At 68.8% G+C, this 14,617-nt stretch carries 17 protein-coding genes and 3 pseudogenes; 11 read left to right on the plus strand and 9 right to left on the minus strand.

The genetic code is table 11. From position 1 onward, the window contains the following. The first annotated feature begins 330 nt into the window (after window positions 1-330). Window positions 331-1,508, plus strand: a pseudogene (locus tag ACWCXC_RS05685) (IS110 family transposase). A 23-nt stretch (window positions 1,509-1,531) separates the two neighbouring features. On the opposite strand, the gene ACWCXC_RS05690 reads toward ACWCXC_RS05685, so the two are convergent. Both ACWCXC_RS05690 and ACWCXC_RS05695 read right to left on the minus strand, forming a co-directional pair. Next, a complete protein-coding gene (locus ACWCXC_RS05690) occupies window positions 1,532-1,927 on the minus strand; it encodes a hypothetical protein (protein ID WP_450886811.1) in 396 nt (131 codons plus the stop codon). Between the two features lie 120 nt (window positions 1,928-2,047). Continuing rightward, on the minus strand, window positions 2,048-2,458 hold the full coding sequence (locus ACWCXC_RS05695; protein ID WP_450886813.1) for a RidA family protein: 411 nt from the start codon (window positions 2,456-2,458) through the stop codon (window positions 2,048-2,050). 77 nt (window positions 2,459-2,535) lie between these two features. Here ACWCXC_RS05695 and ACWCXC_RS05700 point away from each other — a divergent pair, with 77 nt between their 5' ends. Continuing rightward, window positions 2,536-2,913, plus strand: a complete 378-nt coding sequence (locus ACWCXC_RS05700) for a winged helix-turn-helix transcriptional regulator (protein ID WP_450886815.1) — start codon at window positions 2,536-2,538, stop codon at window positions 2,911-2,913. A 108-nt stretch (window positions 2,914-3,021) separates the two neighbouring features. Continuing rightward, the gene (locus tag ACWCXC_RS05705) at window positions 3,022-4,005 is read left to right on the plus strand and encodes an alpha/beta hydrolase (RefSeq protein WP_450679992.1); all 984 of its coding nucleotides are present in this window, start codon (window positions 3,022-3,024) and stop codon (window positions 4,003-4,005) included. Window positions 4,006-4,622: 617 nt separating this feature from the next. Here ACWCXC_RS05705 and ACWCXC_RS05710 read toward each other — a convergent pair. After that, window positions 4,623-4,715, minus strand: a pseudogene (locus ACWCXC_RS05710) (transcriptional regulator); the annotation flags it as partial. Window positions 4,716-4,722: 7 nt separating this feature from the next. Between ACWCXC_RS05710 and ACWCXC_RS05715 the strand changes: the two are divergent. Next, window positions 4,723-5,075 (plus strand): annotated as a pseudogene (locus ACWCXC_RS05715) (alpha/beta fold hydrolase); the annotation flags it as partial. Window positions 5,076-5,319: 244 nt separating this feature from the next. On the opposite strand, the gene ACWCXC_RS05720 reads toward ACWCXC_RS05715, so the two are convergent. Further along, window positions 5,320-5,952, minus strand: a complete 633-nt coding sequence (locus ACWCXC_RS05720; RefSeq protein ID WP_450679991.1) for a TetR/AcrR family transcriptional regulator — start codon at window positions 5,950-5,952, stop codon at window positions 5,320-5,322. Window positions 5,953-6,055: 103 nt separating this feature from the next. Here ACWCXC_RS05720 and ACWCXC_RS05725 point away from each other — a divergent pair, with 103 nt between their 5' ends. The 5 genes from ACWCXC_RS05725 to ACWCXC_RS05745 all read left to right on the plus strand — a co-directional run bounded on the left by ACWCXC_RS05725 (window position 6,056) and on the right by ACWCXC_RS05745 (window position 10,206). Further along, window positions 6,056-6,988 carry an NmrA family NAD(P)-binding protein gene (locus ACWCXC_RS05725; RefSeq protein ID WP_450679990.1) on the plus strand — a complete coding sequence of 311 codons (933 nt, stop codon included), beginning with the start codon at window positions 6,056-6,058 and terminating at the stop codon, window positions 6,986-6,988. A gap of 321 nt (window positions 6,989-7,309) precedes the next feature. Further along, window positions 7,310-7,876 (plus strand): hypothetical protein, encoded by a 567-nt coding sequence (locus ACWCXC_RS05730; protein ID WP_450679989.1) that lies wholly within the window; start codon window positions 7,310-7,312, stop codon window positions 7,874-7,876. 662 nt (window positions 7,877-8,538) lie between these two features. Beyond that, entirely contained in the window at window positions 8,539-8,661 is a 123-nt protein-coding gene (locus ACWCXC_RS05735) for a hypothetical protein (RefSeq protein WP_450886818.1), read from the plus strand. Between the two features lie 201 nt (window positions 8,662-8,862). Continuing rightward, window positions 8,863-9,459 carry a hypothetical protein gene (locus ACWCXC_RS05740; protein WP_450886820.1) on the plus strand — a complete coding sequence of 199 codons (597 nt, stop codon included), beginning with the start codon at window positions 8,863-8,865 and terminating at the stop codon, window positions 9,457-9,459. Window positions 9,460-9,567: 108 nt separating this feature from the next. Continuing rightward, window positions 9,568-10,206: a hypothetical protein gene (locus ACWCXC_RS05745; protein WP_450886822.1), complete on the plus strand. Its 639-nt coding sequence runs from the start codon at window positions 9,568-9,570 to the stop codon at window positions 10,204-10,206. Window positions 10,207-10,674: 468 nt separating this feature from the next. Here ACWCXC_RS05745 and ACWCXC_RS05750 read toward each other — a convergent pair whose 3' ends face one another. From ACWCXC_RS05750 to ACWCXC_RS05765, 4 genes are all read right to left on the minus strand, one after another. Next, entirely contained in the window at window positions 10,675-10,914 is a 240-nt protein-coding gene (locus ACWCXC_RS05750) for a hypothetical protein (RefSeq protein ID WP_450679986.1), read from the minus strand. Between the two features lie 234 nt (window positions 10,915-11,148). Then, entirely contained in the window at window positions 11,149-11,298 is a 150-nt protein-coding gene (locus ACWCXC_RS05755; protein WP_450679985.1) for a hypothetical protein, read from the minus strand. 149 nt (window positions 11,299-11,447) lie between these two features. Further along, window positions 11,448-11,594, minus strand: a complete 147-nt coding sequence (locus ACWCXC_RS05760; RefSeq protein WP_450679984.1) for a hypothetical protein — start codon at window positions 11,592-11,594, stop codon at window positions 11,448-11,450. Between the two features lie 184 nt (window positions 11,595-11,778). Continuing rightward, window positions 11,779-12,579, minus strand: coding sequence for a DUF5937 family protein (locus ACWCXC_RS05765; protein WP_450886825.1), 801 nt, complete (start codon window positions 12,577-12,579; stop codon window positions 11,779-11,781). 228 nt (window positions 12,580-12,807) lie between these two features. Between ACWCXC_RS05765 and ACWCXC_RS05770 the strand changes: the two genes are divergently transcribed. Further along, window positions 12,808-13,281 carry a cupin domain-containing protein gene (locus ACWCXC_RS05770; RefSeq protein ID WP_450886827.1) on the plus strand — a complete coding sequence of 158 codons (474 nt, stop codon included), beginning with the start codon at window positions 12,808-12,810 and terminating at the stop codon, window positions 13,279-13,281. A gap of 90 nt (window positions 13,282-13,371) precedes the next feature. Next, window positions 13,372-14,046, plus strand: coding sequence for an SDR family NAD(P)-dependent oxidoreductase (locus ACWCXC_RS05775; protein WP_450886829.1), 675 nt, complete (start codon window positions 13,372-13,374; stop codon window positions 14,044-14,046). A 162-nt stretch (window positions 14,047-14,208) separates the two neighbouring features. Here the strand turns inward: ACWCXC_RS05775 and ACWCXC_RS05780 are convergent, their stop codons facing one another. After that, entirely contained in the window at window positions 14,209-14,502 is a 294-nt protein-coding gene (locus ACWCXC_RS05780) for a DUF1330 domain-containing protein (protein WP_450886831.1), read from the minus strand. Window positions 14,503-14,617 lie beyond the last annotated feature (115 nt).

Consider the following 14,617-nt stretch of genomic DNA (forward strand, 5'->3'; position numbering starts at 1 on the left):
GCGATCAGGGGTACAACGTCGATCTCGTGGTCACGCCCGGCACCACCCCGGCTGGACTCATCGGCAAGGTTGACGCCTTGGCGTAGGCGCAGACGAGCACATCGGCCGTCGGACGCGTTCGCTGAGACCTCGACGCCGACCGCGCCGACACCGCCCCTTCCCCCATTACCTTTTTGGTGGCCCCGCAACGGGGCTACCTGCCTCCGGGCCCGGCATGACTTCCCCCCTTGCTAACCATGCCTGTTCGCAGGTCGGGAGGCTCTTCGTCATGTGGATGTGGCGATCGGTGCCGTGGACGAGGCCGGGCAGAAGCACGACCGGAGGACGCACGTGATCGAGTCCGACGACATCGACGTCTTCCTCGGGCTGGACGTCCGCAAGGGCGAACACCACGCCACCGCTGTCACACCGGCCGGGAAGAAGGCGTTCGACAAGCGCCTGCCCAACACCGAGCCCAAGTTTCGCAAGCTGTTCGCGAAACTCCAGGCCAAGCACGGAACGATGCTGGTCGTGGTCGACCAGCCGGCCTCGATCGGCGCCCTGCCCCTGGCGGTCGCCAGGGACATGGGCGGCCCCGTCGCCTACCTGCCCGGCCTGACGATGCGGCGAATCGCCGACCTCGACCCGGGCGAGGCCAAGACCGACGCGAGGGACGCGTTCATCATCGCCGACGCCACCCGCACGATGCCTCACACGCTGCGCTCGGTCGACCTCGAGTAGGAGATGATCGTCGGCTTCGACGACGACCCGACCGGTGAGGCCACCCGCGTCGCGAACCGGCTCCACGGCCTGCTCACCCAGATCCACCCGGAACGGGTCCTGGGCCCGCGGCTGCAGCACCCGGCTGTCCTGGCCCTGCTGGAGCGGTTCGGTTCCCCGGCCCAGATCCAAAAGGCAGGCCGCCGACGGCTGGTCACGCTGCTGCGGCCGAAAGCGCCGAGGATGGCCGAGCGGCTGGTCGAGGACATATTCACCGCGCTGGACGAACAGACCGTGGTGGTTCCCGACACCGAAGCGGCCGCTTTGATCGTCCCGAGCCTGGCCGGCTCGCTCGCCGCCGTCCTCGACCAGCGCAAGCTCCTGGCCGGGCGGATCGAGGAACTGCTGGAGGCCCACCCTCTTTCCCAGGTCCTGATCTCGATGCCCGGAGTCGGCATCAGGACCGGAGCCAGGATCCTCATCGAGGTCGGCGACGGCAGCAGCTTCCCCTCCGCTGCCCACCTCGCCGCCTACGCCGGACTCGCCCCGGCAACCCGCAGCTCAGGCTCCTCGATCCGGGGCGAACAGCCCTCCCGCCGAGGGAACAAGCAGCTCAAACGTGCCTTCTTCCTCTCCGCCTTTGCAGCCCTCGGCGACCCGGCATCCTGGGCTACTACGACAAGAAGACCGCCCAGGGCAAGCACCACACCGAGGCCCTGCTCCGCCTCGCCCGGCGGCGGGCCGATGTCCTGTTCGCAATGCTCCGTGACGGAACCTTCTACGAACCCCACCCCGCTCGCTCAGCATGACCAGACCGCATGGCCGAGAGACTTCACGAACCTGGCTGACCTGCGAATTCTCGGTACTCGTCCACGAGCCGGATGAAGGCGTCAAGCGGAGGTTCGCCAGGCAGATTCTCCATGACCGCAGCGTCCCACCCGGTCGCCATCGACCACCCACGGGTCCTGCTTAGCCAGGAGGCAAACCCTCCACTCCCACGGTGGAACTCGAACGCCTCATCAACATCATGGACCTGAAGCGCGAGGTGGTACCCGAACATCATCACCGCCAGTTCCTGCAACGAGCCGTTGCGCACCCATGCGTTCGGCCGCTGCCGAACGGCATCCAGCAGGTCATAGACGTCGCACCACTCCTCGACGGCCCGCGCCTTCGGCCCTCCACCCGACGCCCCCACCACATCCCCTTCCCCAGCTGACACCACCAGCAAGCTAACCCTCCACCTTGACGGACTGCATAGGCCCCCCGGGCAGCCGTCTGTGCTCGGCATACCCGCAGGGTGAAGCCCGATGGATCTCACCGGATGCTGGGGTTACCTGGCTCGAAGGGGTCAGTCCAGGAGCGCGGTCGCCTCGACCTCGACGAGAACGTCCGGTTCGAAGAGGTGGTCGACGCCGATGAGGGAGGCCGGCGGCAGGGGGAGCCGTAGTCCGATCTCGTCGGCGACGGCCTCCACACCGGCCATGAAGTCGCCGATCTTCTCCGGGGTCCACTGAGTCACGAAGAATGTCAGGCGCAGCACGTCCGCGAACGACGCTCCCGCCCCCGCCAGCCCGACGGCGGTGTTGCGCAGCGCCTGGGCGACCTGTCCGGTTAGATCACCGGGTGCCACCGGGGTCCCGTCGGCCTGGCGGGCTACCTGGCCGCTGACGTGGACGTGCTTCGCCCCCGTGCCCACGGCGACGTGGTGATAGGGGACAGGCTGCAGCATGCCTTCCGGGGTGAAGTGCTGAACAGGCATAGGTTTCTCTCCTCCGAACTAGGTATCTGTAAGCTACCTAGTAGAAAAAGGGCACTTCAACGAGATCAGGTTTCGCCATGGATACCGCCGACGAACTCCGCATCGACGCACCGCACCGCGAACTGCTCGACCAGATCCTCGATAAGTGGTCGCTCAGCGTCCTCAATGAGCTCTGCGAACGCCCGTGCCGCTTCAACGAACTTCGCCGGGCCATCCCCCAGGTCACCCAGAAGTCGCTGACCGCGACGCTTCGGCGGCTCGAACGGAACGGCGTGATCGAACGCGAGGTCGTCTCCACCCGCCCCGTGGCGGTCAGGTACCGGATCACCCCCCTCGGCAAGACCCTCCGGCATCCCATCGACGTGCTGCTGGCGTGGGCCTCGCGGAACATGCCCACCATCGAACGCGCGCGCGAAGCATTCGAGGCGCGGGAAGAAGAGGAGGCCGGCTCCTGACCCCTCCCGGGGTCGGGCGTCGCGGGCCCCATGCCGCGCCCCGCGCTCCAGGCGCCGGGTGCTGCAATCCGGCGTAGGCCGTCGCGCAGCCGAGAGGAAACGAACGACATGAACACCAGGAACGCGCACGAGCGGCTCGACCTCGAACTCGCCGAGGTCCTGAAGGCGGTGCCGATGACGGAGGCTGGGGTGTTCGACCTCAGTGACCTGGAAGGCACGCGCCTCGGCGTCCGCGCCTTCGCCGAGGCGATCGCGGCGCAGATACCGGATGAGCCGTCCGTGTCGGTCGAAGAGGTCCGGGCACCCCGCCCGGACGGATCCACCCTCCCCGTCCGGCTGCTGCGGCCCACCGAGGCGGCCGGGCCGCTTCCGGTGCTGGTCTGGTTCCACGGCGGCGGGCAGGTTCTCGGGTACGCGGCCCAGGACGATCCCACCCTCAAGCACCTGGTCCTGGAGGTCGGCTGCATCGTCGCCTCCGTCGACTACCGCCTCGCGCCGGAGGCTCCCGCCCCGGCCGCCGCCGAGGACGGCCTGCTCGCCTATCGCTGGCTTCGCAGTCAGGCAGCCGCGCTCGGCATCGACGAGGACCGCGTCGCCCTGGCGGGGCAGAGCGGCGGCGGTGGTATCGCCGCCGCCACCGCGCTCATGATCCGCGACCAGGGCGATCCGGCGCCGCTGTTCCAGGCGCTGAGCTACCCGATGCTCGATGACCGCAACACCACCGCGTCCAGTCACGAGGTCACCGACATCGGCATCTGGGACCGCGCGACCAACATCCTGGCCTGGAACCTGGTCCTCGGGGACCGCGCCGGCTCCGAGGAGGTGCATCCGTACAGCGCACCCGCGCGCGCGACGGACCTCACCGGCCTCCCGCCCACCTTCATCGCGGCCGCCGAGCTCGACGTCTTCCGTGACGAGGACCTGAGCTACGCGACGCGGCTCCAGTCCAGCGGTGTGCCCGTCGAACTGCACCTGTACCCCGGCGCACCTCACGCCTGGGACCTCTTCGCCCCCGAAGCCGCGGTCAGTGCCGCGTACGTCCACGCCTGGTACGGATACCTGCGCCGCCAGTTCACTGCCCGTCAGCTCTGAGTCTCCGGTCCGGGCGGCCCGGCCGCGCCGTGACAGCAGGCAGGACGTGCTGACAGCCGGTGATCCGCCGAGGAAGCCGGCACCCACGTCGACTTCCTCGGCGTCGGCCCATGCTCTGGCTGAACAACCCAGCGTCGAGCACCCGAACCCGGCCCTCACGAACCGTAACCCCACCGGATCCGACCTCATCGGCGACCTCGACCAGGGCCACTTCGAGACCTCCCCCACCTCCTGAACCCCGGCCCCGCGCGGCCCGGTCCGGAAGGCGTCGCACATGGATCAGAAGTACTTCCTGTGCAACGACGTCACCTGCGACTGCGAGAAATCGGCTGAACCTCCCCCGCAGGAGGCATCGCCTGCTGCGGGTACCTCTCCCTCCGAGGCCCACCACACCACCGGTCGCCGGCCAGGTGGGCGAGCCCCTACCCCCCGCTCACTATCGGCGTTCGGCCCGACGGTCAAGCCGGTTGGAGCCAACCGAACACCTCGCCACCAAGCCCTGGTCATGCAAGTCGAACCTCATGGCCTTCGTGGTTCGCTGGGTGCCGGCAGCGTGACTAGGTGGGGCTATCGCATGCGGGTGACGGCGAGCGTGCCATGTCGGGCCGGATCCCGGTTCAGGCCAGCCTGTGCAGGGCCCGCGCGGCAGGTGATCCGGGGTCGACCGTGATCAGGACGACTTGCTGGTCATCCTTGGGCACGAGCAGGACGTAGAACATGATGTTCGACTACGAAGGAACACCGGTCCGCACGGCCGAGCCGCGGTGAACGGAACAAGCCTCCACGACCGCGCGGCCGGGTCCGGCCCCGCGGTGGTGCTCCTGCACGGCGTACCCAAGACCAGCTACCACTGGCGCCACCTCGTTCCCGAGCTGACGCCCCACTACACCGCCGTCGTGCCGGACCTCCGCGGTCTCGGCGCCCCCGCCCGACCGTCGGACGGCTACGACTCCGCGACCATGAGCGACGACGTCGTCGAGCTGATGAACCACCTCGGACACCAGACATATGCCGTGGCGGGTGAGGGCTGGGGAGCGGTGATCGGCTACCAGCTCGTCGCCCGCCGGAGATCCGAAAACGCCCGCCCCGGCACGGCGGGGGCCTCGCGTCCGCGACAAACGATCTGGTTCCGCACGACCACGAGGCCCCCTTGCCCCACCAGCGTCCGGCGGGTGCGGGAAGGCTCATGGCCAACTATGACGCTCAGTCACGGGTGAGCCGCAGCCCAAGAGTTGTCACCGGCGACGTCGAACGAGCTGGCGGAATGGACCGGTCGAGGCACGTCAGTTGTCACTGGTGAGGCAATCCCTCGTGTCACAGCCGCTCGTTCGGCAGGCTTTCTGTCAGCGGTACCGAGGATCCCGAATCCTCGGACGTCTCAGCAATGCCGCGCTCAGGGCTGAGTCCTTCCACAGCAAGGCGGAAAAGGCGGTCGGCCTGGGCCTCGGGGTCCTTGTGGTGTTCGGTGGCCAGAGCGATGCCGACAGCGAGGGTCAGCAGGTCGTGAAACGTGACGTGCGGTGCAACCGCCTTGTCGCGAATGGCTCGCTGGAGCAGGGGAGTTCCGGCCGTTGCGATTCTGTTCCCACAGGAGTGCGGGGAGGGTTCCTCGGCGGGGGGCTCGTAGCTGAGGGTGTTGGCGAATCCGCGGGCCGAAACGGCGTAGAAGACGAGGGCGTGGAGCCACTCCAGGAGGGCAGTGCGGCCGTCCTCGGTCGCACTCAGCCGGTGGGCGCGCTCGCACAGGCCCTCGATGCGCTCCTGAAAGACGGCTTCGAGCAGGGCGCGGCGGGTGGGGAAGTGGCGGCGCACAGTCGCCGAGCCGACGCCTGCGGTGCGGGCGATCTGCTCCAGGGACGCCTCGGCACCGTGCGCGGCGACCTCGGCTTCGGCGACGGCGAGGACGCGCTGGTAGTTGCGTCGGGCGTCCGAACGCTGACCGGTCATGATCTCCTCATTGCTAAATGGCGGGCCCCGCCATATCTTAGCGGCAGGAGAAACGGCGGGCCCCGCCGTTTTCATTTCCTCTCGTCCACGGGGAGCAGCAACCATGCCCACCAGCAGCGATACCGTCCTGGTTACCGGAGCCACCGGTCAGCAAGGCGGGGCCACGGCCCGCGCCCTCCTGGCCGCCGATGTGCCCGTACGTGCACTCGTCCGCGATCCGCGCTCGGAGTCCGCCCGAGCGATCGAGGCGCTGGGCGCCGAGCTGGTGCGGGCGGATCTCTCCGACCGGGACTCCCTCGGCCCGGCGGTCGCGGGAGTCCGCGCGGTGTTCTCGGTGCAGGTGCCGCCCATGACCGACACCAGCGTGGACTTCGCGGGCGAGCTCGCCCAAGCGACCAACCTGGTGAACGCGGCGAAGGCTGAGGGAGTACGGCAGTTCGTGCAGTCCTCGACCAGTGGAGTCGGTGAACACACCCGGGTCGCCGGCTGGGCCGAGGGCCGCTGGGCGGCGATGGAGGACTACTTTCGTACCAAACAGGCGATCATGGAGGCGGTGCGGGGTGCGGGCTTTGCCCGCTGGACGGTCATCAAGCCCGCCTTCTTCATGGAGAACCTGCCTCTGCTGGCACCCGCGGGGCCGCGCGGCGGACTGCTGACGGTGCTGAAGCCACAGACCGAATTGGCCCTGGTGGCCGTGCGGGACATCGGCACGGCTGCGGCGCACGCCCTTCGAGACCCTGACCGATTCCACCAGGTGGAGCTGGAACTGGCGGGTGATCTGCGCACGATGGAGCAGATCGCGCAGACCATGGCCGCCGCCTGGGGCGTTCCCGTGACCGCGCCCTCCATGAGCCTGGAAGAGGCCATCGCCGCGGGCATGCCGACGTGGGGAGCCGGACACGACTGGAATAACGCGGTCCTCCAGCCTGCCCGGCCCGAGTTTGCCCGGGAGCTGGGCATACCCGTCACCACCTTCGCCGAGTGGGCGGATGAGCAGCTGACACCCGTGTTCGGCGGGACGTATCCGGCGCTGTGACGCTCGCCAGCGCGCGCCGGAACGGACCGGAGCGAAGAACTGGAGTGCCCCTGCCCCGGCAGCCCCCACGTAGAGGTCGCCGACATGCAGTACACGTCGTGAGGCGGGACGGCGCTGCCGTACACCCCTGCGGGCATTCGGGGCACCCTCGCTTCACCTTGTTGGGGACCAGCCGGACTCTTGACCGCCGAAGCAGACAGCCTGCTGAGGGCTTGACTTAGCAATCCACCGATTGATGAACGCCTGATCCTGCCGCAGGTGCGGCAGGGGGCGGGCTTCGTGCAGGCTGGTGCCAAGTACTGACAACACCGCGGAGACCTGATGCACAAGACGGCCCAGCCTGTCACCGACTTCGAAGCGCCCCTCCCCCACCTCCTCGACGGCGCAGACGAAGACGAGATCGCCGTCAACGTGGGGCTGGGACTCGTCGCCCGCGAAGCCGCGGCCGTCGAGTACAACCTGCACGGGATCGATGGGCATCTTGCCGGCTTGGCCAAGGCGTACTCCGACGCGGCGGCCGTGGCCACCGGTGGCGCTCTCATCAGGCAGTGCCGAAAGCAGCTACTGGAATCCCCTCTGGCCCCTGCCTGTCGGAGCGAACTGACGCCGATCCTCGACGCGGTCGAGAAGGACTTCCGCGAGCGGAATCAGTACCTGCACGGTTACTGGCGCTTCGATGAGGAGTCACAGCAGTGGCTGACCCTGAAGGGCGCCCACGGCCTGAAGCGCCCCGAGGTCACGTTCGTGGACAGTCGCGAGGTCTGGGAGCTAGCCGACCGGTTCCGAAGCCGCGGCCAGAGCCTGATCGACTGGGACCTTCGCCATTTCGGCGAGACGGCAGAGACGGAAGACGGCCACCAGGGACTGGCCTCTGTCAAGCGGATCTAGCCTCGCACGATCCGGCATGTCATCGGGGGCGAGAGAGGAAGGCCGAACGCAACAGGGGGCGCCGGAAGCCCACCCGGCCGCAACCTGGCCGCCAAAACCTGAGCAGCGCCCCATTACCCGCGACGGCTAAGAGCGCGTCTACGCACTACTGCAGGCATACCGAGTGCGGGATCTCGACGGCAGCGAGTTGACGTGGGAGGTTCCGCACCGCACCCACGACGACGGCCTTGGCGGCCGAGCCGTTGCCGTGGAGGAGGTCGCCGGCGATGAGGGGCTGCCGGGAAGCACATTTTGCGGCCGTTGTCCTGGAAGCACTGTTGCCCGGCAAGACCACCCATACTGCCGTAACTCGCCCGACGCTGGGAATCTGCGGTACCCCAGGGCTGCCCAACTCCACGCATGGCGCGCTGCGCCCCTCAGGCGAGCTTCAGGTTGGCGGTTCACCCTCAGGCGACGCATAAGGGAACGTTATGCGCTGGTTCAGTTCGGGCAGGAAGCGTCGAACGGGTGCGACTGACGGGGACATGCTCGCTCGTGCAGTACCGCCATGGATCCACGGAGACGGCCCGCTTGCAAGGGGCGTGGAGAGCCAACGGCTCGCCGCCGCACGGGGCTCGCGTCGCGCTACTGTCCCCCCAAAGAAGATGCGTGGGGAGATGCCAGTGGACCGAGGAGAGCTGAAGGCCAGGATCGAGGAACTGATGCGCCAGTACGACAAGGAGGAGATCGACGGTGCAACCTACTTCCGGCTGATGATGGAGCTGACTACCTCCGCACAGGGGTAGCGCTAGTTGCACCGGAGTGGCGTTCCGGCGGTCTCACCGACATTGCCTGTCACCCGAGGGTCGCGGCATTGGGCGTGGACCGCTGTAGCGTCCTGAAGAGCGTGCCCGCCCGCTCGGCTGAAACGCTGCGCAAAGCACTGCGCCCCGCCCTCGAATAAGAGCGGGGGCGTCTGTCAGTGACCGACCGTAGAGTCCTGGCGCATGGACATCCACTGGGGCGACGTCGCGACCTTCGGTACAGCCGGCCTGAGCGCGGTTGCCGCCGCTGGCGCCTGGTTTGCCGCCCACCGCGCCAACACCACGGCCAACGCCGTCGCCCGTATCGCATGTGAACGCTGGCACGAAGACCGCACGCCCGACATCAAGCTGGCCTTCACCGGCCAGTTCGGAAGCAACGGCAGCATCACGGCGCACCTAGCCGGCCCGGACAGCCTTGGAGACCTGACCTCGGTGCAGCTGGAGATGGTGAACGACGACATGGACCACAGGGTCCTCAACCCGACGCCCGAGTTCACTCAGGCGGATTCGGACGCCCACGTATGGGGCCCGTTCCGATTCGCCCCCGGCATCGACGGAGCTGACGAGAACGGGCGACGGACCGGGGCAATGCCGCTTGAGATGGGTCGACGACGCCCGTTTGCAGTCGAGCGCACGCGACCTGGGCATTGGATGACGGGCGCCACTGCCGAGGGATGGCAGGACCGCTACACGCATCTCCCGATCAGGGTTCGCGTTACGTGCCGGCGCGACGAGGAGACGTGGGTGCTGGCGCGCGAACTGGAGAACCCTCCCCGCTAGCCCTTCACTCGTTGGTCACAACTCCGTCACCACCGGAACATCTTGCTCCCCCGCCTCATTTCGCGACGCTACGGTCATGCCTTCACGAAGCATCCTCGGGGGAACGCCATGCGCATCCGCACGCTCGCTGCCGCTCTCAGCTGTCTGGCCGTTGTCACGCTGGTTGGCTGCGATCCGGCTACTCCGGCAGCCGAGTCGCCCGGAACTCCGCTGCCGGCGGCAACCCCGGCTGAGCCGAAACCGTCTGCGAAGAGTGACGAGCCTGCAGAGGCTCGGACCGTCGCGAACTTTGTCGGGATGGGGCTCCAGTCCGCGAAGGACAAGGCGCAGGCCGACGGGTTCCATCTTCTCAAGTCACATGACAGCGCGGGCCGGGACCGGATGCAGGCGTTCGACCGCAACTGGAAAGTGTGCTCGCAGAACTACGCGGCCGGCAAGACGATCCCGGTCGACACCGAACTGGACTTCGGGGCTGTGAAGCTCGACGAGTCATGCCCGGCAAAGGACCTGAAGGCGCCTGAGGTTGTCGGCGGCACGATGCCGAGCCTGTCCGGTAACTCCGTGAAGGCGGCCCGCGGAGCCCTTGACTCAGGGACGTCGATCACCGTGACCGACGCCAGGGAGGGTCGCATGGTGCTGATGGAGAGCAACTGGCAGGTGTGCACCCAGTCGCCGAGCCCCGGGGCGACCCTGAACGGCCAGCCGGTCGAGCTGACGGCTGTGAAGTTCGACGAGTCCTGCCCGTAGGAATCGCCGGGCACAGGACGTCTCGGACCGCAGGTCAGCAGTCCCTGACCTCGCCAGCAGCCACGCGGCGTGCCCTTGGCAGCGCGTTCGGCGGCATGACGGCCCATGCGACCAGGCCCCTCGCAACGGCCCGGAGAGCGAGCCGCCCTCACGCAGGGGCGTCACGTAGCGGGTCGCTACGACCTCTTCCAGGGCTGGTCTTCCTGTTGTCCTGGCGGGCCGGCCCGGCCAGGCGCAGGTTCGGCAGCTTGCCCAGCCGCAGATGCCGTGGGGCCGGCACTCAGCCTCCTCGATGATCTCCCGCCACTGGGCGATGCTCTCGTTGGTAACCAACTCCCACTCAGCATCGGACCGTGTATGACGCCATATCGCGCCACCATGATCCACCAGCGGTGATCATCGGAAGACACCGTCTGGCCCAGGACTTCGCGGGCCTCCGTTTCAGGTCTTGTGACAGGGGCCGACCGGCTACGGGGCCGCCTCGCGGAAGAGGGCCAGGAGGGCTTGCGCCTGCGGGGCACTCGCGTCGAAGAACTGCGTCGCCAGTGCGGATGGCACGGCGGTTCCCTGCATGCGGACTTCATGGCACCTGAAGCAGAACGCCGCCTCGAACAGCGCCAGGTCGAGAGTGTCCGCGTACGCCCGGAGGCTCCAGCCCGGCGAGAAGCCGCAGCGGTGCTGCTCGCTGCCGGGCAAGCTCTCGATCAAGGCCAGGACGTCGGCTGCCTCGCTCCCGATCCAGTGGGCTCCTTCCCTGCCGGGATACGGGGCGCCTCGCTTTGGCGGGAGTTCGGAGATCCTTATGACCTCCAGCAACACAGCAGTGGCTACGGCTTCTGCGGGGAGCTGCATGTGCGTAGTCTGCACCGCCCAGTACCGGGGTGGTGGTGCACCTGCCCCCAGGGGGGTCCGACTCCCGCACTCACAGGCCGGATGAAGCGCTCAGCAACAGGTCTGGGGCCAGCGGGTTTTTCCGATGTCGGCGTCAAGGAGGTCGAGGAAGCGGAGTTGGACACCGCAGGTGAGCCGGACGGTCGGCCGGTCGATGACGTTGCCGATTCGCAGGGTGAGTTCGTCGAGGTGGTTGGACATCCTGCGGCCGGTAGGGCGAATCCTGTGCGGTCGGGGTGAACGTCGTCGCACACGATCTGTGGCGGGCGATGGGCCGGGTCGACACGGAGGCGGAGTGGGCGCCGCTGAACAACGGCCGGGAGGATTCCTGCTGTGCAGGGGGCATGGGGTCAAGGCGGCCGGAACCGACTGCCGCAGGTCAGGACGGTGTCGGCGAGGGCGGCGGCGGCGAGCGCTTCGTGCGGGCCTCGGTCCAGCGGGAGTTGGCTCTCGATCGGGCCGCTGGGGGCGCGCCGCCCGGCGCGCGTGCCGCTCACTTCGGGCCGGACGCATCGTCGTCCTCGCGAGTGTTCCTGCGTCGGCATCCCGGGCTGGTGGCGGGGCGGCAGTGGGGGCGACGGGCAAGGGGCGTCGTAGCCGGCGGCGCGACGAGCAGCGCGGGAGGGCCGGTCAAGGACATGCTGCTGAGGGTCGCGGTCGTCCGGCTCGGCGCCGCCGTCTTCAGGGGCGCGGCGAGGCCGCTTCCAGGAGGGTGCGGCCGGCCGGGGTGAGTTCGTGCGTGGCTGTGCGACCGGTCCGGCTGCTGTCGATCAACCCGGCGTCGCGCAGGATCGTGAGGTGCTCGCTGGCCGTCGGAGGGGTGACGCCGACCAGCCCGGCCACGACGGTTGTCTGCAGCGGCGTGGTGAGGGCGGCGAGGATCTTCGACCGGGTCGCTCCCAGGAGGCGGTCGAGGGATCTCGGGGTGGCGGGTGCCGACCAGAGGTACCGTCCGGATGCCGGGTAGTAGATCGCCGGGGTCCAGTGGTCGGAGGTGGTGCACTGCATCCGGTCGGTGATGAACAGGGACGGAACGAGAATGAGTCCCTCGGGGCAGTCGACGTCGATATCGACCGCCTTCATGACGCTGACGGTGTCGTCTCCGCACACAGCGGAAGGGTGCAGGCGCGGGAGGACCGCGCGCAGTCCCTCGCGGTTGACCTGGAGGGCTCGGTCCAGCATCTCGGCGCGCAGGGCCTGCCGCATGGACGGCCATTCCGGTTCCACCACCGCCTTCCACAGGCGACGCAGCGCCGTGGCGGCCTCGGACCTGACCCGGTCGGGGTCGTCGAGCAGCCGGCGGGCCACGTCCGTTCCGCGCCCCGTCGTGGCGTCGACCAGCTCGGCATACATCTGGTCCCTCGGCGCGGCGAGGAGTTGCTCCACGCCTTCCTCGAACGTCGGCTCGCTGGACTGCGGCGAGGGGTCGAGGAAGTCGGGCCGGTAGGCGCCATCGGCGAGGAAGACGGTGAGCGCGCTCAAGTCCAGCGGTGTGAGGCGGCGTTGACGGCGGCGAAGCCATGGATGGAAGACCGGGTGGCGCCGCTGCTCGGTCAACAGCTGCGCAAGGCTGACCACTTCGTGGATCGGCGACATCGCCCATCGCACCCTCGCGGCGCCGGCCCCCAAGCGGTAGCGGATCATCACCCCATTGTTAGGCCACCGCCGAAGTGAGCGCGAGCGGAACGTCGAAGTCCCGACACTCGGGGCATGAACAACACGGAGTCGGTTGCCTGGTTCGACGGGCAGCCCGAGCACACCCGAGAGACACGGACGATCCGGCTGGGCGCCGGCGGATCGAGCATCGAGGTCCTCGCCGGACCGGCGGAGACCGGTGGGACGGTGAGCATCTACCGGTGGCGCATGTCCCCGTCCAGCCGGGGGCCGTCCCCGCACTTCCACACGACCTTCAGCGAAACCTTCGTCGTCGAGCAGGGAGAGGTCGACTACTTCGACGGGCGGACTTGGAGAACGCTGCGGCCCGGCGACACCGCGCACGCGGCGGCGGGTGACGTCCACGCGATCCGGAAGGAGCGCACCGAACCCGCCGCCCTCCTCATGGCGCTCTCGCCGGGCGTACCGCGGGAGGAGTACTTCACGCGGCTTGCCACCGCTGACGTACGTGATCTCAGCCGGCTGCACGAAGCCCACGACAACCATTTCGCCGACGGTCCCGAGCGCTGAGGACGCCGTCGCCGGCACCTCGGTACGCCGGCGCTCGGCGTCGCCCCGGACCGCTCCTTTCCCGACCGATTACCCAGCAAAGGAAGCCCTGTGCCCAGCATCGCCATCGTCGGAGCCGGCCCCGGTATGGGCCTGGCCATCGCCCGCACCTTCGGCTCCCGCGGCTTCGACGTCGCTCTTGTCGCCCGCGACCGTGGCAAGCTCGACGACCTGGTCGGCCGGCTCGCCGCCGAAGGCATCACCGCCGCCGCGTTCCCCGCGGACGTACTCGACCATGCCGCACTCACCCAGGCGCTCAAGGACGCCGCCACCCGCTTCGGTGGCATCGACGTCCTGGAGTACTCCCCGGCCGGGAGCCTCGAATCCACGCCTCTCGCCGCACCGTCCGAGACCGACCCGTCCGATGTGCGGTGGGCGATGGACATCCTGCTCTACGGGGCCATCACCGCCACACGGGCCGTGCTGCCCGCAATGCGCGAGGCCGGCGCCGGCACCCTGCTCTACACCAACGGCGCCGGCTCGATCGACCCCAACCCGGCGCTCGGCAATGTCAACGCCGCCCAGGCCGCGCTGCGCAACTGGGTGCTCGGTCTGCACAAGGAACTGGCCGACACCGGTATCCAGGCCGCGCACGTCGCCATCGGCGTGTGGATCGGCGCCGGCGGCCCGCCCGGAGTACCGACGGCCCCGGCCGAGTCCGTCGCCCCCCTCTACTGGGACCTGCACACGCGGCGCGGCGATACCGAGCGCGTCTTCACCGCCTGACGCCGGCCCGGCCCATCGTCAACAGCGCCCTGTGATCACGGCGCGGGTCACCTCCGCCTGTGAGGGGAACGCCGTCATGGTCCGCTGCCTCCGGGTCCTCTGGCGAGTCGGGCCTCTTGGATCTCCGCGTGGCCTTCGGTGACGATCCGCCCCGGCCTCGGGTCAGTCGGTGCCTTCGACGATGCGGAAGTCGCGCTCGACGCCGTCGCAGAGGGCGTCCAGCGCCCGCTGGTAGGCCGCGCTCTCACGCGCCGCGACGGCCCGCTCGAAGCTGTCGAACTCGACCAGGACGGTGCGCTCGGCGATTCCGGCGTCATGAGCCATGACCCGGCCGCCGGCGACGAAGGTCCGGCCACCCTTGGGCCCGACGGCGAGACGGGCCAACTCGTTGTAGGCGGCCGGCTTCTCGGGGTCGGAAATGGTGCGGTAGACGCTCACCCAGTAGCCCTTGGGCATGGGAACCTCCAGTGGTGGGACGCGTGCATCCGGGGTGGATCGGTGTGCGGAGACCGGGCTCGGTGCCGGGCTCAAGGCGCGGCAGTCCGCCCCGACGGCGATCCACATGGCGTGG

The organism is Streptomyces sp. NPDC001515 (assembly GCF_053597115.1).